The organism is Mesorhizobium sp. 2RAF45, assembly GCF_052115225.1.
Taxonomy (GTDB): Bacteria; Pseudomonadota; Alphaproteobacteria; order Rhizobiales; family Rhizobiaceae; genus Mesorhizobium; species Mesorhizobium jarvisii.
The window spans coordinates 119634-138969 of record NZ_JBFRGG010000014.1; the positions used below are offsets into that span (position 1 = coordinate 119634).

The following is a 19336-nucleotide window of genomic DNA, read 5'->3' on the forward strand; positions in this document are numbered from 1 at the left end:
TTCACCATGGTTTGGCAAACCCGTCAACCATATGGGCATCGCAGCGGCTAAAAACGCGGGTCAAAACAGCGGGATTTGCACATGGGTGACACCGTTCAGCAGTTTTTCGCGGTCAAGGCGAAGATCGCCGCCGCCGAGCGGGAAGCCCGCCGCGAGGCCGGCGCGGTGACGCTGGTGGCCGTCTCCAAGACCTTTGACGCCGCCGACATCCGGCCAGTGATCGAGGCCGGCCAACGGGTCTTCGGCGAGAACCGCGTGCAGGAAGCGCAAGGCAAATGGCCTGATCTGAAGCAGGCCTTCGCCGATATCGAATTGCATCTCATCGGTCCGCTGCAGTCGAACAAGGCCAAGGAGGCGGTGGCGCTGTTCGACGTCATCGAGACGGTCGACCGCGAGAAAATCGCCGCCGAACTCGCCAAGGAAATCGCCAGGCAAGGCCGCGCGCCAAAACTCTATGTCCAGGTCAACACCGGCTCCGAGCCGCAGAAGGCCGGCATCGAGCCGCGCGCCGCGATCGCCTTCGTTGCCCGCTGCCGCGATGTCCACGGCCTCGCCATCGAAGGGCTTATGTGCATCCCGCCGGCCGACGAGAACCCCGGCCCGCATTTCGCCCTGCTGGAAAAGCTTGCTCGCGAGGCCGGCGTCGCCAAACTGTCGATGGGCATGTCCGGCGACTACGAGACGGCCATCGCCTTCGGCGCCACCAGCGTCAGGGTAGGCTCGGCGATCTTCGGCAGCCGCTGATACGCACGCCTTTGGGCCAGTTCGGCAAGCCGGTGGGGCCACGGCTGGAAACGAAACGTTCCGTTCCTATTTGTTTTGTGTCATCACACATTTCTCCTGGAGCCTTCGCCATGCGTTACAACCAGCTTGGAAATACGGGGATGTTCGTCTCCGAACTGTGCCTCGGCACCATGACTTTCGGCGCCGCCGGCCAGAATGCCCAATGGGGCCTGATCGCCAGCCTCGACCAGAAGGGCGTCAACGAGATCGTCGGCCGCTCGATCGCCGCCGGCGTCAATTTCTTCGACACGGCCGACGTCTACTCCTTCGGTGAGTCCGAGCGCCTGCTCGGCCAGTCGCTCAGGGACCTCGGCGTCAAACGTTCGGATGTCGTCATCGCCACCAAGGTGCATGGCACCATGGGCCAGGGTCCGAACGAGCGTGGCTCCTCGCGCGGCCACATCATGGATTCGGTCGATGCCAGCCTCGAACGGCTGCAGCTCGACCATATTGATCTCTATCAGCTGCACGGTACCGACGCGGTGACGCCGATCGACGAGACGCTGCGGGCGCTGGACGACCTCGTTGCCAGCGGCAAGGTCCGCTATGTCGGCGTTTCCAACTGGGCGGCATGGCGCATCGCCAAGGCGCTCGGCATCGCCGACCGCAAGGGCTTCGCCCGCTTCGAGACCATCCAGTCCTATTATTCGATCGCCGGACGCGACCTCGAGCGCGAGATCGTGCCGCTCATCAGCGAAGAAAAACTCGGCCTGATGGTGTGGTCGCCGATGGCGGGCGGCCTGCTTTCCGGCAAGTACGGTCCTGGCGCGCCGGGCAATGGCGAGGGCCGCCGCGCATCCTTCAACTTCCCTCCGGTCAACGAGGACCGCGCCTGGGCGGCCGTCGCCGTCATGCGCGAGATTGCCGGGAAGCATGACGTCAGCGTTGCCACGGTGGCGCTCGGCTATGTCCTGGCCAAGCCCTTCGTGATGAGCGTCATCATCGGTGCAAGCCGCATGGACCAGCTCGAACAGAACCTTGCCGCGACGGGAGTAAAGCTCGACGCGGACGATCTCGCCAGGCTCGACGAGGTCAGCGCGCTGCCGTCCGAATATCCCGGCTGGATGCTGGAGCGCCAGGCGGCCGGCCGTCGCCCGGCGCCGTTCGTGGCGAAGGGGTAGTCCGTCTCCGACACGACGCGATTTCCAAAGGGCCGCGCGTCCCTTCGGACGCGCGGCCTTTTCGCGCTTCGCCAGGGCCGCGCGATCAGGAACGCCTCGAAGTCTATCGGCCAGTAATGGCGCAACTCGCCCGGCAGGGCGACGGGTGGGTCGGCATCAAAGCGGATCGGCAAACGTGTTGCAGTCCGCGATCGCTTTTCCGGCAAGGCCTCGATCAAACCAGCGGATCCTCTGTTCCGAGGTGCCGTACCTCTTCGCCGTCGAATTTCTTGAGGCGTTGGCGGGTTGATCGTCTCCGAGAGCTCGAAGGAGCCCCCTGGCCTGCGTCAGATCGGTATCTTCAAGCAGGTGCTGATCCCAGACATAGCGGCTCCACAGTCCTGCAAAACAATCGGCCTGGAGCTCGACCTGTTCCGATCGGATGATCGCGGCTTGCTGGTTGCCGTCGGTTACATCAGGGTGTGGAACTTCGGAGATATTCTGCACATGGTGCCCAACTTCTCGGGCGAGAATCAGCGCCTTGGCGAAGTCACCGGTCGACCCAATCTCTCGAAGCCCGGGAAACGCCGGATCGAGATAAATTCTGTGGTCGGCCGCGCAGTATGATGTCCCTGAAACAGCACCGCATGCGGTGGCGATGGAGCCGGTGAACAGCACCAGCTTGGGCTCCTCATAGGTCGATCCGCCAGCTTTGAAGGTGGCGCCCCAGAAATGCTCCGTTTCCGCCAGAACCACAGAGAGCAGTTGCTTGACGTCGTCATCGCTGGCGTTCGCGGCAGGTGGGGCGGCCTCGGCAGCCTCGCAGATCGTCGGAGCATGCAGCCATGTCACGATGGCAAGCAGGGATGCCGTGACCAAGGACGAGCGGACCAATTCACGCCTCCTGAATGCCAACGCGCTCCGTGCCTGGGCGCGAGGCGCCCGTGATGATGAACGGACGGGGATTCCATATCCCGCCCCTGTCGGGTTGTCGAACGGACCTTGAAAACCTGCGTTTCCTCACAGCCGCACGGTCTCGGCCAGAAAATCGAGAAAGGCCCGGACCCGCGCCGGCAGATGCCGGCCCTGGCCGACATAGACGGCGTGGGTCGCCTCCTCGTCGCCCGGATTGAAATCCTCCAGCAGTGCCACCAGCCGCCCGGCAGCGATATCGGCCGCGACATGCCAGCGCGCCAGCCGGGAGATGCCGGCTCCGGCCAGTGTCATCAGCCGCATCGCCTCGCCGTCGCTGACCAGCGTGTTGCCGGTGATCGGGACCATGACCGCGCGGCCTTCAGCGTCGACAAACGGCCAGCCATCGATATGCCGGACGAAGCCGAAGCCCATGCGGTTATGCCCATCGAGGTCGGCCGGCGTCAGCGGTTTTCCCTGCGCTTCGATATAGGACGGGGCCGCAACCACCACCACCGGGCTTTGCCCAAGTTTGCGCGCCACCAGCCGCGATTCGCCGAGCGGCCCGGCGCGGATGGCCACATCGGCGCGTTCGGCCATCAGGTCGATGACGCTGTCGGTCAGCACCAGATCGACCGAAATTTCGGGATAGCGTTCAAGGAAGCGCGGCAGGAGCGGGATCAGCCGGTGCACGCCGAAGGGCACGTAGGTGTTGACGCGCAGCCGCCCGCGCGGTGCGGCACCCGCCGCGGCCTCGCGCTCGGCCGCGGCCATATCGGACAGGATACGCAATCCGCTGTCGTAGAATGCCGTTCCCTCCGGCGTCAGCTGCAGCTTGCGTGTCGAGCGGCTGACCAGCCGCGCGCCGAGCCGGGCTTCCAGACGCGCGATCAGCTTGCTGACGGCTGATGGCGTCATGCGCAGCGCGCGCGCAGCCGCCGAGAAGCTACCGGCCTCGACAACGCGCACGAACACTTCGATCTCGCCGGAGCGGTTGATATCGGGTCTGGCCATTTGTGAATCTATTTCACAGTAAATGTGCCGAACACAAGTCTGGTTCACAGTGCATGGCGACACGATCTTTCGGCTCGGAGCGCGGTTTGGACAAGGCGCTCTTCGTCGCCAAAGTGGGAACCATCATGCCTCTTGCTCTCTACGCCCTCGCCGCCGGTGCCTTTGGCATCGGCGTCACCGAATTCGTCATCATGGGTCTGCTCATCGACGTCAGCAAGGATTTCGGCGTCTCGATCTCGGCCGCCGGCCAGCTCATTTCGGGCTATGCGCTGGGCGTCGTCATCGGCGCACCGCTGCTCACCATCGCCACCGGCAACTGGCCGCGCAAGACCGTGCTGCTGGTACTGATGGCGATCTTCACGCTGGGCAATCTCGCCTGTGCGCTGGCGCCCGATTATTGGACTCTGATGGGCGCTCGCATCGTCACCGCCTTTGCCCATGGCACCTTCTTCGGCGTCGGTTCTGTCGTCGCCACCGGCCTGGTCGCGCCCAACAAGAAGGCATCGGCGATCGCGCTGATGTTCACGGGGCTGACCATCGCCAACATCCTCGGCGTACCCTTCGGCACCTGGCTCGGCCAGGCCTTTGGCTGGCGCGCGACCTTCTGGGCGGTGACCTTGGTCGGCCTAGCGGCCTTTGCCGTCATCCTGGCCCTGGTGCCGCACAGCCAGGCAGCACCCGAAAAGAGCGACCTGCGCGCCGATCTCGCCGTGCTGCGCCGCACGCCGGTGCTGCTCGGCCTCGCCACCACCGTGCTCGGCTATGCCGGCGTCTTCGCCGTCTTCACCTACATTGCCCCGCTGTTGACCGAGATCAGCGGCTTCAAGGAAGCGACCGTGTCGCCGATCCTGCTCGTCTTCGGCGGCGGCCTCATCGCCGGCAACCTCGCCGGCGGCAAGGTTGCCGACCGCTGGCTGGTGCCGGCCGTGCTGGGCAGTCTCGTGGCGCTGGCCGTGGTGCTGGCGACCATGAGCTTCGCCATCCACAGCCAGGTCCTGGCCGTCATCTATGTCGGCCTGCTGGGGGCCGCCGCCTTCGGCACCGTGGCGCCGCTGCAGATGTGGGTGCTGGACAAGGCGCAAGGCGCCGGCCAGAGCCTCGCCTCCTCCTTCAACATCGCCGCCTTCAATCTCGGCAATGCCGCCGGCGCCTGGCTCGGCGGCGCGGTCATCGCCCATGGCCTTGGGCTGGGTTCGCTCACCTGGGTCGCCGCTTTGCTGCCGGTCGCGGCACTCGCCGTGGCGGGATTGGCGCTGCGCCTCGACAGACATGAAGAGCGGCTGATCCCGGCTGCTGCCGGCACCGTCTCCATGAAGTGATGGCAGCACCGATATCGACCCGTCGACAGACGCCCCGAAACGAGACCGAGAGGAGAACCTATGACACTTCCGATCCACCGCACCACCGTCGCCCTTCTGGCAACGCGCCTGACGCTCGGCGCGCTCGCGTTGGCGGCTTCGTCGATGGTCAGCCCGGCAATTGCCGGCGAGAAACAGGACTGGGTGGGCACCTGGACGGCCAGCCCTCAACCGACATGGGGGACCGATTTTGCCTTGCCGGTGAAAATGATGCCAAAGCTTGAGAACCAGACCATACGCCAGACGGTCAGGACCAGCGTTGGCGGCAGGCGGTTCCGCATCGTCCTGTCGAACGAGTATTCAAAAGTGCCGATCCAGATCGGCGAAATACGTGCGGCGAGAGCTGGCGAGGACTCGAAAATCACCGCCGGCACCGATCGTGCCGTCACATTCGGCGGTCAGGCAAAGGCAACAGTTCCGGCAGGCGCGCCTTTGGTCAGCGATCCGGTGGAATTGCCCCTCGACGCCTTGAGCCGCCTTTCGATATCGGTCTATCTGCCGCAGCCCACACCAATCTCCACCTTCCATTGGGACGGTAAGCAGACCGCCTATATCGGCGACGGCAACCAGACGGCTTCCGAAACCATCGCAACCGCGCAGACCACCGACGCGCGTACCTTGGTCAGCGAGATCCTGGTCGATGCGCCGGCAAATGATGGCGCCGTGATCGCCATCGGCGATTCGATCACCGACGGCAACGGCGCCACGCTGGACGCCGACAACCGGTGGCCGGACGTCCTCGCCGAGCGTCTCGTCTCGAAGCACGTGTCGGTGCTTAACGCAGGCATATCCGGAGCGCGGCTGCTGGATGATGCGATGGGCGTGAAGGCTTCGGCCCGCTTCGACCGTGATGTGCTGGCTCAGCCCGGCGTCAAGGCGGTCATCCTGCTCATCGGCATCAACGATATCAGCTGGCCCGGCACGCCATTCGCACCTGAGAAATCCCTGCCCTCTCTGGCGGCACTCACCACTGGATACCTGCAACTCGCAGCCCAGGCCCACGCCCATAATCTGATCATCGTCGGCGGCACGTTGACGCCCTTTGAGGGCGCGCTGAGCGGCACGCCGCTCGATGCCTACTACACGCCTGAAAAAGAAGCGTTGCGCCAGAAGGTCAACAACTGGATCAGAACCAGCGGTGCCTTCGATGCGGTCGTCGACTTCGACCTGCTGCTCCGCGATCCCGTGCACCCGACACGCCTGCTGCCGGAGTTCGATTCCGGCGACCACCTCCATCCGGGCGACAAGGGAAACCGGGCCATGGCCGCGGCCATCGATCTCGGCCAACTGATCAAGAATTGAGCAGCCGGCAACTGACTTCATCCAGCAATTGAAAGGACAAAATCATGGACTATCGACGTCTCGGCGCGTCGGGCCTGAAAGTGCCCGCACTCTCCTTCGGCGCGGGAACCTTTGGCGGCTCCGGCCCGCTGTTCGGCGCCTGGGGCAACAGCGACGCCAAGGAAGCGCGGCGGCTGGTCGACATCTGCCTCGAGGCCGGCGTCAATCTATTCGACACCGCCGACGTCTATTCGAACGGCGCCTCCGAAGAGGTGCTCGGCGAAGCCATCAAGGGCCGGCGCGATGCCGTGCTGATCTCGACCAAGACGTCCTTGCCGATGGGCGACGGGCCGGCCGATTACGGCTCCTCGCGTTCGCGCCTGATCAAATCCGTGGACGCCGCGCTGAAGCGCCTCGGCACCGACTACATCGACCTGTTGCAACTGCATGCCTTCGATGCCGGGACGCCGATCGAGGAAGTGCTGTCGACACTGGATGAGCTCGTGCGTTCCGGCAAGCTGCGCTATGTCGGCGTCTCCAATTTCTCCGGCTGGCAGGTGATGAAGTCGCTGGCGCAAGCCGACAGGCACGGCTATCCGCGCTATGTCGCGCACCAGGTCTACTATTCGCTGGTCGGCCGCGACTATGAGTGGGAACTGATGCCGCTCGGCCTCGACCAGGGCGTCGGCGCGCTGGTGTGGAGCCCGCTCGGCTGGGGGCGGCTGACCGGCAAGATTCGCCGTGGCCAGCCTCTGCCGGAAAAGAGCCGGCTGCATGACACCGCAAGCTTTGGCCCGCCGGTCGAGGACGAACATCTCTACCGGGTGATGGATGCGCTGGACGCGGTGGCGCAGGAAACCGGGAGGACCGTGCCGCAGATCGCCATCAACTGGCTGTTGCAGCGCCCGACCGTTTCCTCCGTCATCATCGGCGCCCGCAACGAGGAGCAACTGCGCCAGAACCTCGGCGCCGTCGGTTGGTCGCTGACGCCGGAGCAGGTGAAGAAACTCGACGCCGCAAGCGAAGTGACTGCGCCCTACCCGTATTTCCCCTATCGCCGCCAGGAAGGTTTCGCCAGGCTGAACCCGCCGGCCGTTTGAGCGCCGGCTGAGTCAGCGCAAGCGCTGGTAGTTGGCCACGGTCTCGGAGGTTCGTCATCCTAGGGCGAAGCAGGAGCGCAACTCCGTCGCGGAGACCCTAGGATCCATGCCGCGACTTCAAGGCGTTGCAACGGTGCAGAATTCTGCTCCGTTGCACTCCACGGCAAAGATCACGGCATGGATCCTCGGGTCAGGCCCGAGGATGACGAAACGATGGGCGCATTTCCGCTAACCACCAACGCATGCGATACATCACGCAAGCACTCCGTCAACACTTCTGCGCCTTAATGCAGTACGAACTCGCCATCCACCTTGCGCCATTCATTCGGCGCGATCAGCTTCTGGTGGGTGTAGACAACCGAGTGCAGCGGTCCATCCAGCTTGGCCTTCCAGAATTCGATGAATTTGATCAGCACCGGAAACGTCGGAGCGATGTCGTAGTCCTGCCAGATGAAGCTCTGCAGGAGATGCGGATGATCGGGGAAATGATAAAGAATCTTGGCCGTGGTCAGGCCATAGCCTTTGAGCATCAGGTCCATTTCGGCATGGTCGCGCATTGCTGCCCCCTTGGCGGTCCCTTGGTTGAATCTCCTTTCCTCCCAACGTCAGATTGTGCGCGCCGTTGCTTAACTGTCTATTGATTTTTCCTGATCGAAACAGGCTTTTCGACGCGAAAACATACAGTTAGCAGCGAGCTAACCTGAGTGCTGACAACGCGAGCCCGTGCCCCTGCGGCATCCCGCCACGCAAACCCAACGTCTAATATTGCCGTAACGCCGGAACTGGTAATAATGCCGCCGAATTCGCGGCCGCTTCGCCGCGATCCCGCCGGCGGTTCAAGCCGGCGTATGGTTTGGGAGGAAAGTCAGGAATGTCCGAGGTTCATGTCCATCGCGTCCAGCCGGCGTGGAAGAAGAATGCGCTGATCGACAACGACACTTACCTGAAATGGTATGCCGACAGCATCAAGAGCCCGGACAAGTTCTGGGGCAAGCACGGCAAGCGCATCGACTGGTTCAAGCCGTTCAGCAAGGTCAAGAACACCTCCTTCGACGGCAAGGTCTCGATCAAATGGTTCGAGGACGGGCTGACCAATGTTTCCTACAACTGCATCGACCGCCATCTGAAGAAGCGCGGCTACCAGACCGCCATCATCTGGGAAGGCGACAACCCCTACGACGACAAGAAGATCACCTATAACGAGCTCTACGAGCATGTCTGCCGGCTCGCCAATGTGATGAAGAAGCACGGCGTCAAGAAGGGCGACCGCGTCACCATCTACATGCCGATGATCCCGGAAGCCGCCTACGCGATGCTGGCCTGCACGCGTATCGGCGCCATCCATTCGATCGTCTTCGGGGGCTTCTCGCCCGATGCGCTGGCCGGCCGCATCGTCGACTGCGAATCGACCTTCGTCATTACGTCGGATGAAGGCCTGCGCGGCGGCAAGTCGATTCCGCTGAAGGAGAACACCGACAAGGCGATCGACATCGCCGCGAAGAACTTCGTCATGGTGAAGAACGTCCTCGTCGTGCGCCGCACCGGCGGCAAGATCGGCTGGGCGCCAGGCCGCGACCTCTGGTATCACGACGAGGTCGCGACGGTGAAAGCCGAGTGCAAGCCCGAGAAGATGAAGGCGGAAGACCCGCTGTTCATCCTTTACACCTCAGGCTCGACCGGCAAGCCGAAGGGCGTGCTGCACACCACCGCCGGCTATCTCGTCTATGCGTCGATGACCCACCAATATGTCTTCGACTACCATGACGGCGATATCTACTGGTGCACCGCCGATGTCGGCTGGGTCACCGGCCACAGCTACATCGTCTATGGCCCGCTCGCCAACGGCGCCACCACGCTGATGTTCGAGGGCGTGCCGAACTACCCGTCGCAGTCGCGTTTCTGGGAAGTCATCGACAAGCACAAGGTCAACATCTTCTACACCGCCCCGACCGCGCTGCGCGCGCTGATGGGCGCCGGCAACGACCCGGTGACGAAGACCTCGCGCAAATCGCTGCGCGTGCTCGGTTCGGTCGGCGAGCCGATCAACCCGGAAGCCTGGGAGTGGTATTTCAACGTCGTCGGCAACGGCAAGGTGCCGATCGTCGACACTTGGTGGCAGACCGAGACCGGCGGCATCCTGATCACGCCGCTGCCGGGCGCCACCGACCTCAAGGCAGGCTCCGCGACGCGGCCCTTCTTCGGCGTCAAGCCGCAGCTGGTCGACGGAGAAGGCAAGGTGCTGGAAGGAGCCGCCGACGGCAATCTCTGCATCACCGATTCCTGGCCGGGCCAGATGCGCACCGTCTATGGAGACCATGACCGCTTCGTGCAGACCTATTTCTCCACCTACAAGGGCAAGTACTTCACCGGTGACGGCTGCCGCCGCGACGCCGACGGCTACTACTGGATCACCGGTCGCGTCGACGACGTCATCAACGTCTCCGGCCACCGCATGGGCACGGCCGAGGTCGAATCGGCGCTGGTCAGCCATGACAAGGTGTCGGAGGCCGCCGTCGTCGGCTATCCCCACGACATCAAGGGCCAGGGTATCTACAGCTATGTCACCTTGATGAAGGGGGTGGGGCCGACCGAGGAGTTGCGCAAGGAGCTCATCGCCCATGTCCGCAAGGAGATCGGCGCAATCGCTTCGCCCGACAAGATCCAGTTCGCCCCCGGCCTGCCCAAGACGCGTTCCGGCAAGATCATGCGCCGCATCCTGCGCAAGATCGCCGAGGACGATTTTGCCACCCTTGGCGACACCTCGACGCTCGCCGATCCGGCCGTCGTTGACGATCTCATCGCCAACCGGCAGAACAAGAAGGGCTGAAAACGACTGGTCGAAGGTCGCGGGAAGCCCGGCGAACGAGAGACCAATGCAATGAATGATATCGGCACTGTCGCGCAGCTCTGGCGCTATCCGGCAAGCTCGCTCGCCGGCGAGCGCCAGGACGCCATTCTGGTCGAACCGGCGGGCATGGCAGGCGACCGCATGTTCGGCCTCGTCGATGTCTCGGACAATGAGATCGCCAGGCCCGACCGCGAGGCGAAATGGCACAAGGTGCCGCGCATCCGCACCCGGCTGGCCAATGATCGCAACTTGGAGATCGCCGTCCCTGACGGCGACTGGCTGAGCGCCCCCGGGGTCGAATGCGACCGCGCAGTATCGGCCTATCTCGGCTTCGCCGCCTCGATCCGGCCGTTCGGCCGGGAGAATGCCCCGCCTGCCTATGCCGGCCCGGTCACCGCCGCCCGCTACAGCAAGGCGCCGATCCACCTCCTGACCACGGCGTCGCTGGCGCGGCTGAAGGCGCTGCATCCGGATGGCGCCGCCGACCCGCGCCGCTTCCGCCCCAACATCGTCGTCGATATGGCGGCGGTCGATGGCTCGTTTCCCGAAACGGAATGGATCGGCCGCAAGCTCGCCATCGGCGAATTGCTAGTGACCATCTCGGAGCCTTGCCGCCGCTGCGGTTTCACCATCATCGCCCAGGACGGCTTCGATGACGACCCGGCGATCCTGCGCAATCTGGTCCGCCACAACGCGCACAATCTCGGCGTCTACTGCACGGTGGATCGGCCGGCCGGTATCAAGGTCGGCGACGCGATGCGTTTTCTGTAGCTACCGATAAAGATCCGCTCGCGTCGGCGGCAGGCCGCTTGGCCCCCGCGCTCGCTTGGTGACGACTGTCTGGAAAATCTGCGCCGAGCCGCGATCGAAGGTGATCGAACAGCCGGTCAGATAAAGCAGCCACAGCCGTGCCTTGGGCTCGCCGACCTCGGCGATCGCCTCATCGAAACGCGCGTGCAGGCGCTCGGCCCACAGCCTGCAGGTGCGGGCATAGTGCTCGCGCAAATTCTCGACGTCGGCGACGAGGAACCCGTGCGCCTCGAGATTGCCGAGTGTCATGCCGATCGTGTCGACCTCGCCGCCGGGGAAGATGTATTTGATCAGCGCTTTGTATTCGGCGCCCTTGCGCAAGGTCTTGCGCGTGCCGCCCTTGCCGCGCCTCGTGATGGCATGGTGCAGGTAGATGCCGCCCGGCTTCAACAGCCGGTGAACGGTCGAGAAATAGGTGGCGTGGTTGGCGAGGCCGACCGCCTCGAACATGCCGATCGACGAGATCTTGTCATAGCTGCCGTCGAGCTCGGTGTAGGATTTGATGTCGATGGTGATCCTGTCCTCCAGCCCCTCGGCACGAATGCGCTCGCGCGCCAGCCGGGTCTGTTCCTCCGACAGCGACACGCCATGGCCGATGGCGCCATAGTGCTTGGCGGCGTGGATCAGCATCGCGCCCCAGCCGCAGCCGATATCGAGCAGCCGGTCGCCCGGCTTCAGCCTGAGCTTGCGGCAGATATGGTCGAGCTTGTCCTTCTGCGCCTGGTCGATGCCGTTGGTGAAATCGGTGAAATAGGCGCAGGTGTAGACCATGCGCTCGTCGAGGAAGAGCCGATAGAAGGCGTTCGAAATGTCGTAGTGATGCTCGATCGCCTGCTTGTTCGAGCCGCTGACGAAAGGGTTGCGCCCGGCAAGATCGGCCCGTTTCGTCATCTGCCGCCGCGAAAACAGTACGGCCGGCAGGTCGCGCAGGATCGCCAGTTTGGGCAGCGCCTTCAGCCTCAGCTTGCCCTGTGACGGCAGGGCATAGAGATCGAACAGCGAGCCGTCCTCGACATCGATCGTCTTGGAAATCCACATTTCGAGCAGCGTCGAGAAATTCGGCCGGCGGGCCAGTTGCCACACGATGTCCTGGTCGTTGATGGCAAGCACCGGGCCGCCGGCTGGGCCGATCCGTTCCCCGGTCCACAGCCTGACGGCAAAACCCGGCTTCAGCGCCCCGATCACGGTTCGAACGATGCGCGCGGCTCTCTCGGTGGCGTCCATGGTCCCTCCCGTGACCGATAACGCCATGTTGTCTGTTTGGGCTGCGGATCGCAAGCCGAAGCACGCTGGCCCGACTGCGCCGCATTTTCCGGCGGGACGCCTTTTTCAGCCCGCCATCTTGTCATTTGCTGCGACGCACCCCATCATGAGGATGTGTTCAACAAATCGAAAGGAGGTGATCCGATGTCGAGTGATTTCGTTTTCCAGAACGTGGCCTCAGCGGATTGCACTTTCGGGAAGCAGTCTTCCCGTTAAGGCGCGAGATGCGCGGCAGGTAACCCGAAGGGTTGTCGCCACAGGCCGCGCCATGGACGGAAACACGGAAGGCCGCCGGCTTCGAAAGAAGCGGCGGCCTTTTCCTTTTGCGGATTACTGGGTCAGGGCGACCTTTTCGGTATTGCGGATGATTTCCTGGAAGGCGGCGTCCAATTCCACTCCGGTGGACACCTCAAAATAATGCCTGTCCGCGGCGGAGGCGTCTTTCGACGAACAGCCCTTCAGCACCGCCTTTGCCTGGTCCCGCTCGGTTGGTGACATGTCCTTGTCGTTCAGATCGAAGCCGATCGCGAAAATCTCGATGCCATCATTCTTCATGTTGCCGCACAGGGCTTCGGCGTTGCCACGTGCAAGGTTGCCCTGGCCGTTGTAGTTCCCCCCGGCTCCGGCGAAGGCCGTATTGAACTGGCCGTCGGTCATCAGGATCGCGACTTTGGCAATCTTCTTCGCATTGGCATCCGAGGCGCCGTTGCCGAGACCGGCATTCTTGATCGCAGCCCGCCATTGCGGTGACAGCATATAATAGGTCCACTGGATGGCGATCGCGCCGGCCGTATAACCATCGGCCCGGAAGGCACCAATCGAATCAAGCAAAGCGCCGGAATCGGCCGTCAGCGGGATCACTTCTGCGTCTGGGCATCTGTTCATGCTCCCGCCACCCAGATGATCATCCCTGTTGACCAGGGCATAGTAGTTCTTGCCGGTCTTGTCGGTGCGAACCGTGTCCGGGCCGTCATCACTCAAATCCGCATTGCCGTTCTTGTCCTTCCTCTCCGTCGCGCAATTGTCGGTCTTTGGCATTGCCGCGCCGACAATGGATTTGTAGTCGCCGAAGGACGGCAACGTCGTCTTTCCCGTCTTTGCGACGAGAAGCGAACTGCCGGCGACCGGCGGCAGATCAGAACTCGCCTGCTCCTCGGCGTAGACGTTCTCCGCCAGATTGCCGACGTTCACGCCGGATGCGTAAGGCACAATCGCGACGCGGATGCGGGGGTTCTTCGGGTCCTGGTTCTGGAGCATCGTCTGGACCGCGTTTTTCGCCGCCGCTTTCAGATCGCCGATCTTGTCGACGTTGCCTCTTTTCGCCATCGATCCCGTGATGTCGAGCATCATGGCGACCTCGACCTGCTTGTCCGAATAGAGTGCTTTGGTGGAAGCGCCGACGCGCCGCATGTCGCTGATGCCGAACAGCGGAAAATAAAGGCTGACATCGACATGGACATCCGCCTGCACGGTTCTGGCCGTCGGGTTGACGGTGAGCCTGTCCAGCACGACTTGGTCAGCCGTCAGGATGCCGGCCATGCTGTTGGCCACGAGAAAGTTCTGCACCGCCTTGTTGGCGTCGGCCTCCTTGATGACCCCGGTCGTCAGGTCGCGCGCCGTCGATGTCACCGCGGCGTCGACCACGCCTTGCAGGCTCGATCTGGCATTATAGAGCTGCGCGACGTTGACCGAGAAGCCGGCGGCTAGCACCAAGACCGAGGCAGCAAAGCTGAACAGGATTGCGAAATTTCCACCCCTGTGTCTGGCGAACCCGCCGACCGCGTGAACAAGACCCCCGTAATTTCGCATCCAACAGCCTCCGCTTGCCTCGGCCTCGTCGCCGCAATGATGGCAATGCAGGATTCCGGCCGGAAGTCGCCGGTCGAGCGCCGGAAACGCGCTGTGACCCGTCAACCTATTGTTTTTGTTGAATTTCAGCTGCTTCGAAGGTGAATGACTGGTAAACGGAAAGTCACGGCTTCATCCGCGTTTACGGACTGCTTACCATGCTGGAATCGAAGCAATCGCGGACTGCTCCGCGACGTCCTGTTGCGACACAGGCCTTCTGTGCCGAAGAGGAGCAGTTGTCCCGAGATAGCTGAGTAAGTTGGGGCGCGAACGGAACCAAGGTGTGTTGAGATTCAGGTCAGGCCGAGCCGAAAATGGTTGATGCCGAGAACCGGAGCGGAGCGTACTTTTCGTACGTGAGCACCGGAAGCGCAGGTATCAGCCATTTGCAGGCCGGCATCACCTGAATATCAACATGCCTTAGGCCAGCATTTGTGCGCTGACCGTCCTGTCGATACCGTGATGGGGCGGATTGAACAGATTGCCTTCCTGCTCATAGGTCCACACCTTGAACAGGCTGAGCCGGTGTGGACCAAAACTGTGCAGCAAGGGCACGTCGGTGGCGTCGCGGCCGCGTGCGATGACGACACGACCGGTCCTGGGCCGGTTGTGGCGTGGATCGAACGTGTACCATTTGCCGTCGAGGAACACTTCCATCCAGGCCGAGAAATCCATCGGCGCCGGATCGATCGGCACGCCGATATCGCCGAGATAGCCGTTCACATAGCGCGCTGGAATGTTCATGCAGCGGCAGAGCGTGATCGCCAGATGGGCGAAGTCGCGGCAGACGCCAACCCGCTCCTCATGCGCCTGCGCCGCCGTGCGGGTCGAACGCGCATAGCCATAGCCGAACGACAGCCGGTTGTGTACATAGTCGACGATCGCCTGCACCCGTGCCCAGCCGGAGGGAAGATGGCCGAACAGCTGCCAGGCGAGACTGCTGAGGTGATCGGTCTCGCAATAGCGGCTGCCCAGGAGATAGAAGAGCACCTCGTCGGGCAATTCGGCCACTGGCACTTCCCGGGCCAGCGTGTTGACCTCGTCCGTCTCGCCACTGTCTTCGATCACTGCGTCATAGAGGATGCGAAAGGTGCCGGCTGGTGCGGTGAAGCGGCGGCAGCCATTGCCATGCAGGTCATGGTAGAGCTTGGTCGGCACCGAAGGCGATGTCAGCACCCGCGTCTGCCGCTTGATGTCGGCTTGCCTGTCCTTGTGGATCTCGAGCAGCGAAATCACCGGTGTGGCCTCTGCGCATTCAATGGCGATTTCGTAGCCGAGCCGGATCAGCATCGCAGGTCCCCTTCGATCGTCATGAAAAATAATGCCGTTGAAACGTCGCGAGGTGGCTGTGGTTCCCTGGACCGCCACAAAATACGCCCTCATGCCTTTCCATGTCCGCGCCTTGACGTTACGGTTGCGCCCTCCCTCGACACGCCCCCCGGACTTCAAGGAAAATCATGCTTGCTGGCAGAAAATTCGCGGCCTTCCTTTTCGACATGGACGGCACGCTCATCAATTCCATCGCCTCGGCGGAACGGGTGTGGAGCGATTGGGCGCGCCGCCATGGCCTCGACGTCGCCGCCTTCCTGCCGACGATCCACGGCGTGCGGGCGATCGAGACCATCACCAACCTTGCCCTTCCAGGCGTCGACCCGGCGCATGAGGCCGACCTGCTGCTGAACGCCGAGGCGGCCGATCTGGACGGCATTGTCCCGATCGCCGGCGCCGTGGCGTTTCTCAAGGCGCTGCCTGGCGAAAGCTGGGCGATCGTCACCTCGGCGCCGCGCTCCCTCGCGCTAGCGCGCATGGAGGCTGCCGGCATTCCTGTCCCCGCGGTCATCGTTGCGGCTGAAGACGTCTCCCGTGGCAAGCCGGCCCCCGACTGTTTCCGGCTTGGCGCACAACGGCTCGGCTTCGATGCGCGCGACTGCCTGGTGTTCGAGGATGCTCCGGCCGGCATCGCGGCGGCCGAGGCCGCGCAAGCCGCAGTCATGGTGATCAGCGCCACACATTCGCATCCGCTGCCGACGCCCCATGCCGCGATCGCGGGCTATGACAATGTCGGCATCACCATCGACGAGCGCGGCTGGCTGGCGCTCGAGGCCCAGCGCGACGCTGCTTGAGACCAGTCCCTAAAAATCGCTGGTCAGGCCTTTGACCTCCCAGTCGCCATAACGGCCGGGTTCCTTGCCGCCACGGCCGCCGATTTCTTTCGGCAGGCCGGCTTCCTTCTCGCGATACGCGGTGCGCCGTGCCTCCGCCTCGGCCAGTGCGCGCCGCGCGGCGGGCGACAGGTCTCTTGCCGGCACATCGTCATCCGGGCCGGCTGGCGTTTTACTGGTTTCGTCGGTCATGCGATATTCCACGCGGATTGAAACAGCGTCAGGTGTTTCCCATCATATAGCCATGAACCCACGCATGACCCCGAAAATCGGAATCGATTTTCGGAAAGGATCATGCGCAAATAAAACCTTACAGCGTCCTTTGCGCGTCCGAAAGAACGCGCGGCGCTGCAACGATCGACCCCTTTTTGCCACCACCACGACAGGAGCAGACGATGAACACACTTCGCACCGCCATGCTTCTTGCCGCGATGACGGCGCTGTTCATGGGCGTCGGCTTCCTGATCGGCGGTTCGGGCGGCATGATGATCGCCCTGCTCATCGCCGCCGGCACCAATCTGTTCAGCTACTGGAACGCCGACAAGATGGTGCTGTCGATGAACCGCGCCGTCGAGGTCGACGAGAAGAACGCGCCCGAATATTACGCCATCGTCCAGGCGCTGGCCAAGCAGGCCGGGCTGCCTATGCCCCGGACCTATCTGATCGACAATCCGCAGCCCAATGCCTTCGCCACCGGCCGCAACCCGCAGAACGCGGCGGTCGCCGCCTCAACCGGCCTGTTGCAGCGGCTGACCCATGAAGAGGTCGCGGCCGTCATGGCGCACGAGCTTGCGCACGTCCAGCACCGCGACACGCTGACCATGACCATCGTCGCCACCTTTGCCGGTGCCATCTCGATGCTCGGCAATTTCGCCTTCTTCCTCGGCGGCAACCGCGACAACAACAACCCGTTCGGTTTTGTCGGCGTGCTGGCGGCGATGATCGTGGCGCCTTTTGCCGCGATGATCGTGCAGATGGCGGTCAGCCGCACCCGCGAATACGAAGCCGACCGGCGCGGCGCCGAAATCTGTGGACACCCGTTGTGGCTGGCATCGGCGCTTGACAAGATCGCCCGCGGCGCCGAACGCATTCCCAACCCCGATGCGGAGCGCAATCCGGCGATGGCGCATCTCTTCATCATCAATCCTCTGCACGGCGAGCGTATGGACAATCTGTTCTCCACCCACCCCAGCACTGAGAACCGCATCGCCGCGTTGCAGGAAATGGCGCGGCAGATGGCGGGCGGCACCCAGGCCGCCCCGCGCCCGACGCCTCGGCAAGCCGAAGAACAGCAGCCGTCCGGCCCGTGGGGTCCGGCCCCTCAAGCGGAACAGCCGGCTGAGCCGGAAAGGCCGAAGGCCAACCCATGGGGGCGCAACCCGACCGGGCCCAAGGGCCGATGGTCGTGAGCGTGGGAGCACCTCGACGCACAGGCTCACGCGATCAGGACCATAGAGACGGCGGCGAATTCGTCGCCGGTCTCGCCGCCCGCAAGGCCGCGGCGCGACTGCTTGCCGCCGTCATCGATGCCAGGACACCGCTCGACGGACTGACCGACCACGAGAACGGCCACCCGCAATACAAGGCACTCGATTTGCGCGACCGTGGCTTGGTGCGGGCCATTCTGGTCACCGCGCTGCGCTTCCGCATGACCATCGTCGGGCTGCTGGCGCGACGCCTGGAAAAGCCGCTGCCGCCCAACGCCACGGCGCTGTCGCACATCTTGCATGTGGCGGCGGCACAGATCCTGTTCCTCGACATTCCCGACAGCGCCGCCGTCGACCTCGCGGTCACCCATGCCAAGTCCGATCCGCGCACCCAGCGCTTTTCCGGCCTGGTCAACGGCGTGCTGCGCACGCTGGCGCGTGCCAAGGAGACGGAACTGCCCGCCGCCCTTGCCGCCACCGACGAAGCGCCAAAATGGTTCTCCGACCGGCTGAAGGCCGCCTATGGCGCCGACAAGGCGAAGCAGATCCTCGCCGCGCACCGCTACGAGGCGCCCGTCGACTTCTCGGTCTGGGCCGACCCCGCACTCTGGGCCGAAAAGCTAGGCGGCATCGTGCTGCCGACCGGCACGGTGCGCGTGGAAAATCTTGCCGGGGCCGTCACCGACCTGCCCGGCTTCGCCGAAGGTGCCTGGTGGGTTCAGGATGCGGCTGCCAGCCTGCCGGCGCGGCTCTTCGGCGATGTCAGCGGATTGCGTGTCGCCGACCTCTGCGCCGCGCCCGGCGGCAAGACCGCCCAGCTGATCCTGGCCGGTGCCAGGGTCACGGCGGTCGACACATCGAAGAACCGGCTGGCCCGGCTGGCGCAGAATCTCGACCGTCTCGGCCTGTCAGCCGAGATCGTCCAGGCCGACTTGCTCAAATACGAGCCGGCGGAGCTGTTCGACGCGGTGCTGCTCGACGCGCCCTGCTCATCGACGGGCACGGTGCGACGGCATCCCGACGTGCCATGGACCAAGACGGCGGCCGATGTCGAAAAGCTCGCCGACCTGCAAAGGCGGTTGCTCACCCGCGCCGTCACGCTGGTCAGGCCCGGTGGCCGGATAGTCTTTTCCAATTGTTCGCTCGACCCGCTCGAAGGCGAAGATTTGCATCGTGCCTTTCTCAACGAAACAACCGCAGTCGACGATCCGCTGCGGCAAGGCGAGGTCGCCGGCATCGACCCTTTCTTGACGGCGCAAGGCACGCTGCGCACCACGCCCGCCGACCTTGATCTCGGCACGCCGGAGCGCTCGGGGCTGGACGGCTTCTTCGCTGCGCGCATGCGCCGCGCTCTTTAGAGCGATCTTTCACGACCGCGAAAACCGTTCGCCCAGCGAGTTTCGCCGCCGCCGCAAGAGGACATAAGTCGC

General features: G+C 63.7%; 17 protein-coding genes. 10 read left to right on the top strand and 7 right to left on the bottom strand.

Features of this window, described 5'->3' with window-relative positions; all coding sequences use genetic code 11:
• Positions 1-81: 81 nt before the first annotated feature.
• Together AB4Z43_RS27535 and AB4Z43_RS27540 are read left to right on the top strand one after the other, a co-directional pair.
• Entirely contained in the window at positions 82-744 is a 663-nt protein-coding gene (locus tag AB4Z43_RS27535) for a YggS family pyridoxal phosphate-dependent enzyme (protein ID WP_032932137.1), read from the top strand.
• 110 nt (positions 745-854) lie between these two features.
• Complete coding sequence (locus AB4Z43_RS27540) at positions 855-1904, top strand: aldo/keto reductase (protein WP_032932138.1); 1050 nt, start codon at positions 855-857, stop codon at positions 1902-1904.
• A gap of 156 nt (positions 1905-2060) precedes the next feature.
• Here AB4Z43_RS27540 and AB4Z43_RS27545 read toward each other — a convergent pair whose 3' ends face one another.
• Both AB4Z43_RS27545 and AB4Z43_RS27550 read right to left on the bottom strand, forming a co-directional pair.
• Positions 2061-2777 carry a neutral zinc metallopeptidase gene (locus AB4Z43_RS27545; protein WP_441939767.1) on the bottom strand — a complete coding sequence of 239 codons (717 nt, stop codon included), beginning with the start codon at positions 2775-2777 and terminating at the stop codon, positions 2061-2063.
• Between the two features lie 126 nt (positions 2778-2903).
• The gene (locus AB4Z43_RS27550) at positions 2904-3809 is read right to left on the bottom strand and encodes a LysR family transcriptional regulator (protein ID WP_441939769.1); all 906 of its coding nucleotides are present in this window, start codon (positions 3807-3809) and stop codon (positions 2904-2906) included.
• Positions 3810-3934: 125 nt separating this feature from the next.
• Here AB4Z43_RS27550 and AB4Z43_RS27555 point away from each other — a divergent pair, with 125 nt between their 5' ends.
• Genes AB4Z43_RS27555 through AB4Z43_RS27565 form a run of 3 tightly spaced genes read left to right on the top strand, consistent with a single transcriptional unit; the run spans position 3935 to position 7548 of the window.
• Positions 3935-5128, top strand: coding sequence for an MFS transporter (locus AB4Z43_RS27555; RefSeq protein WP_027047510.1), 1194 nt, complete (start codon positions 3935-3937; stop codon positions 5126-5128).
• A gap of 60 nt (positions 5129-5188) precedes the next feature.
• On the top strand, positions 5189-6469 hold the full coding sequence (locus AB4Z43_RS27560) for an SGNH/GDSL hydrolase family protein (protein WP_019861859.1): 1281 nt from the start codon (positions 5189-5191) through the stop codon (positions 6467-6469).
• A gap of 44 nt (positions 6470-6513) precedes the next feature.
• Positions 6514-7548, top strand: coding sequence for an aldo/keto reductase (locus tag AB4Z43_RS27565; protein ID WP_019861861.1), 1035 nt, complete (start codon positions 6514-6516; stop codon positions 7546-7548).
• 284 nt (positions 7549-7832) lie between these two features.
• Here AB4Z43_RS27565 and AB4Z43_RS27570 read toward each other — a convergent pair whose 3' ends face one another.
• Positions 7833-8105 carry an usg protein gene (locus tag AB4Z43_RS27570; protein WP_019861862.1) on the bottom strand — a complete coding sequence of 91 codons (273 nt, stop codon included), beginning with the start codon at positions 8103-8105 and terminating at the stop codon, positions 7833-7835.
• Between the two features lie 314 nt (positions 8106-8419).
• Between AB4Z43_RS27570 and acs the strand changes: the two genes are divergently transcribed.
• Positions 8420-10375 carry an acetate--CoA ligase gene (acs, locus tag AB4Z43_RS27575; protein ID WP_441939772.1) on the top strand — a complete coding sequence of 652 codons (1956 nt, stop codon included), beginning with the start codon at positions 8420-8422 and terminating at the stop codon, positions 10373-10375.
• 51 nt (positions 10376-10426) lie between these two features.
• Entirely contained in the window at positions 10427-11167 is a 741-nt protein-coding gene (locus tag AB4Z43_RS27580; RefSeq protein ID WP_069090433.1) for an MOSC domain-containing protein, read from the top strand.
• Here AB4Z43_RS27580 and AB4Z43_RS27585 read toward each other — a convergent pair whose 3' ends face one another.
• The 3 genes from AB4Z43_RS27585 to AB4Z43_RS27595 all read right to left on the bottom strand — a co-directional run bounded on the left by AB4Z43_RS27585 (position 11168) and on the right by AB4Z43_RS27595 (position 15607).
• Complete coding sequence (locus AB4Z43_RS27585) at positions 11168-12430, bottom strand: SAM-dependent methyltransferase (protein WP_064981336.1); 1263 nt, start codon at positions 12428-12430, stop codon at positions 11168-11170.
• Positions 12431-12799: 369 nt separating this feature from the next.
• Positions 12800-14278 (bottom strand): pilus assembly protein TadG-related protein, encoded by a 1479-nt coding sequence (locus tag AB4Z43_RS27590; protein ID WP_441939775.1) that lies wholly within the window; start codon positions 14276-14278, stop codon positions 12800-12802.
• A gap of 459 nt (positions 14279-14737) precedes the next feature.
• Positions 14738-15607, bottom strand: a complete 870-nt coding sequence (locus tag AB4Z43_RS27595) for a transglutaminase-like domain-containing protein (protein ID WP_019861867.1) — start codon at positions 15605-15607, stop codon at positions 14738-14740.
• A 167-nt stretch (positions 15608-15774) separates the two neighbouring features.
• Between AB4Z43_RS27595 and AB4Z43_RS27600 the strand changes: the two genes are divergently transcribed.
• Positions 15775-16440, top strand: a complete 666-nt coding sequence (locus AB4Z43_RS27600) for an HAD-IA family hydrolase (RefSeq protein ID WP_441939777.1) — start codon at positions 15775-15777, stop codon at positions 16438-16440.
• 9 nt (positions 16441-16449) lie between these two features.
• On the opposite strand, the gene AB4Z43_RS27605 is transcribed toward AB4Z43_RS27600, so the two are convergent.
• Complete coding sequence (locus tag AB4Z43_RS27605) at positions 16450-16671, bottom strand: DUF1674 domain-containing protein (RefSeq protein ID WP_027047512.1); 222 nt, start codon at positions 16669-16671, stop codon at positions 16450-16452.
• A 203-nt stretch (positions 16672-16874) separates the two neighbouring features.
• Here AB4Z43_RS27605 and htpX point away from each other — a divergent pair, with 203 nt between their 5' ends.
• Together htpX and AB4Z43_RS27615 are read left to right on the top strand one after the other, a co-directional pair.
• Complete coding sequence (htpX, locus tag AB4Z43_RS27610) at positions 16875-17888, top strand: zinc metalloprotease HtpX (protein WP_019861870.1); 1014 nt, start codon at positions 16875-16877, stop codon at positions 17886-17888.
• Positions 17879-19264, top strand: a complete 1386-nt coding sequence (locus AB4Z43_RS27615; RefSeq protein WP_441939779.1) for an RsmB/NOP family class I SAM-dependent RNA methyltransferase — start codon at positions 17879-17881, stop codon at positions 19262-19264. Before htpX ends, AB4Z43_RS27615 begins: the two co-directional genes overlap by 10 nt.
• Positions 19265-19336 lie beyond the last annotated feature (72 nt).

What these genes read in the sequence shown, in the direction of transcription:
- htpX (WP_019861870.1), top strand. Translation starts at nt 16,875, where the DNA reads ATGAACACACTTCGCACCGCCATGCTTCTTGCCGCGATGACGGCGCTG.
- AB4Z43_RS27555 (WP_027047510.1), top strand. Translation starts at nt 3,935, where the DNA reads ATGCCTCTTGCTCTCTACGCCCTCGCCGCCGGTGCCTTTGGCATCGGC.
- AB4Z43_RS27615 (WP_441939779.1), top strand. Translation starts at nt 17,879, where the DNA reads ATGGTCGTGAGCGTGGGAGCACCTCGACGCACAGGCTCACGCGATCAG.
- AB4Z43_RS27535 (WP_032932137.1), top strand. Translation starts at nt 82, where the DNA reads ATGGGTGACACCGTTCAGCAGTTTTTCGCGGTCAAGGCGAAGATCGCC.
- AB4Z43_RS27605 (WP_027047512.1), bottom strand. Translation starts at nt 16,671, where the DNA reads ATGACCGACGAAACCAGTAAAACGCCAGCCGGCCCGGATGACGATGTG.
- AB4Z43_RS27595 (WP_019861867.1), bottom strand. Translation starts at nt 15,607, where the DNA reads ATGCTGATCCGGCTCGGCTACGAAATCGCCATTGAATGCGCAGAGGCC.
- AB4Z43_RS27570 (WP_019861862.1), bottom strand. Translation starts at nt 8,105, where the DNA reads ATGCGCGACCATGCCGAAATGGACCTGATGCTCAAAGGCTATGGCCTG.
- AB4Z43_RS27560 (WP_019861859.1), top strand. Translation starts at nt 5,189, where the DNA reads ATGACACTTCCGATCCACCGCACCACCGTCGCCCTTCTGGCAACGCGC.
- AB4Z43_RS27580 (WP_069090433.1), top strand. Translation starts at nt 10,427, where the DNA reads ATGAATGATATCGGCACTGTCGCGCAGCTCTGGCGCTATCCGGCAAGC.
- acs (WP_441939772.1), top strand. Translation starts at nt 8,420, where the DNA reads ATGTCCGAGGTTCATGTCCATCGCGTCCAGCCGGCGTGGAAGAAGAAT.
- AB4Z43_RS27590 (WP_441939775.1), bottom strand. Translation starts at nt 14,278, where the DNA reads ATGCGAAATTACGGGGGTCTTGTTCACGCGGTCGGCGGGTTCGCCAGA.
- AB4Z43_RS27550 (WP_441939769.1), bottom strand. Translation starts at nt 3,809, where the DNA reads ATGGCCAGACCCGATATCAACCGCTCCGGCGAGATCGAAGTGTTCGTG.
- AB4Z43_RS27565 (WP_019861861.1), top strand. Translation starts at nt 6,514, where the DNA reads ATGGACTATCGACGTCTCGGCGCGTCGGGCCTGAAAGTGCCCGCACTC.
- AB4Z43_RS27540 (WP_032932138.1), top strand. Translation starts at nt 855, where the DNA reads ATGCGTTACAACCAGCTTGGAAATACGGGGATGTTCGTCTCCGAACTG.
- AB4Z43_RS27600 (WP_441939777.1), top strand. Translation starts at nt 15,775, where the DNA reads ATGCTTGCTGGCAGAAAATTCGCGGCCTTCCTTTTCGACATGGACGGC.
- AB4Z43_RS27585 (WP_064981336.1), bottom strand. Translation starts at nt 12,430, where the DNA reads ATGGACGCCACCGAGAGAGCCGCGCGCATCGTTCGAACCGTGATCGGG.